Here is a 1,363-nt window from a genome sequence, read left to right on the forward strand (position 1 = left end):
GGGTTAAGTAGCAAAAAGTGTGTCCGCTCGGCGTGTTGCGGGGCGGCACACCGTTTGTTACTTCATGGGGCCTTTTCTGATTCCTATCGAGTGTTCGTACTCGGTTGGGATAGCGTTGTCGTAGAAGGCTGGTCGGCCTGTTTCATGGTCGGCTTTGTTGTGGTCTTCTTCGACAAGATCGTTGACTTTGGCGAGTTGATCTTGGCCGAAATTGCACTGCCTGGCGATCTTTAATGGGTCGTCAGGCAGTTGCGTTTTCGAGTGCAGGTACCACTCGAGCATTTTTCGTTGGCGTTCCCCGGACCTGCCGCGATGCGCGTCGGCGATGCGTTTGAGCCCGGCGTTGATGCCGCCTTCCAGACTGTTTGTCGTTGAAGCCCAGCGTTGAGGCTCAAGCGCATTCGGTGGTGGCTGCAGGTAGGTAAACAGCCATCCTTTCCGTGAGAGGTGCAGCAGGGAGTTGTATGCCTTGCGAACTCGCAGATGGGTCCATTCCCACTGGTTGTTGAGTGTGCGGCGCTCTTTTGACACGGGCGTTTTCTCGTTGAGGAATGCTTTGAATACCTGTCCGAAGTCGTGCAGACGCAGCGTCCACTCCCGTGCCTGGTCGAGTGTGGTGATACGGGTCAGTTTCAACGCCAGGGCGTAGATGGCTTTGCCGGCGTCGGTGCGTGGTCGTGATGTGGTGTAGCGGCGGATGACGCGTTGCGCATGGACGAGGCATCGTTGGATTATCGCGTTCGGCCAGCAGGCTTTAATCGCAGTAAGTGCGCCTTGTCCGCCGTCGAGGACGACGCAGAGCGGCTCAGCGATTTTGCGGAGTAGCTGCGTGTAGGCGTGGGCGGTTTCGTGTTTGGTCCAGTGCCATGCGATGACGTGGTCGTGGCTGGCTGCGACGAGCAAGCATCCGGCGGCGGTGTAGGTACCGTCGATGAAGATCTGGTCGTAGATGCGCTGTGGGTCACCGTCGTTGGGGATGTCGATGAGCCAGAACGGTTTGAATCGGCGGTCAAGTGTCCAACGGCTTACCCCTTGTTGCTGGGCGAGTTCAGACAACGTTGCTGTGGAGGTGGCATAAGAGACGAAGGCTTTAAAGTCGCGGGTCTGCGTGCGGTCGGTGCGGGTTCGTGTCGTGGAACTGCCGCAGTTCGGGTCCTTGCATCGCCACCTGGTTGTGCCTTTAGAAGTGGTTCCGTTTTTCTTCATTTGCCCAGCGCATATCGGGCATCGTGGTCTGTTTTTACTCACCCGGAAAGCACACCAACCCCCGATTAGCACATGCGGGTGCCATTCCGGTGGATTGAACACTAATCGGGCGGATATAAGGTCTTGATGCTTATATCCGCCCGATTTACCCAGCCTA

At 57.0% G+C, this 1,363-nt stretch carries 1 protein-coding gene; it reads right to left on the reverse strand.

Translation table 11 applies throughout. The features are described 5' to 3' along the window. Positions 1–57 precede the first annotated feature (57 nt). A complete protein-coding gene (locus QKE19_RS11130) occupies positions 58–1,206 on the reverse strand; it encodes an IS1249 family transposase (RefSeq protein WP_016421368.1) in 1,149 nt (382 codons plus the stop codon). Positions 1,207–1,363 lie beyond the last annotated feature (157 nt).

This window comes from Corynebacterium sp. c8Ua_99, from assembly GCF_039907185.1.
Classification (GTDB): Bacteria; Actinomycetota; Actinomycetes; order Mycobacteriales; family Mycobacteriaceae; genus Corynebacterium; species Corynebacterium jeikeium_D.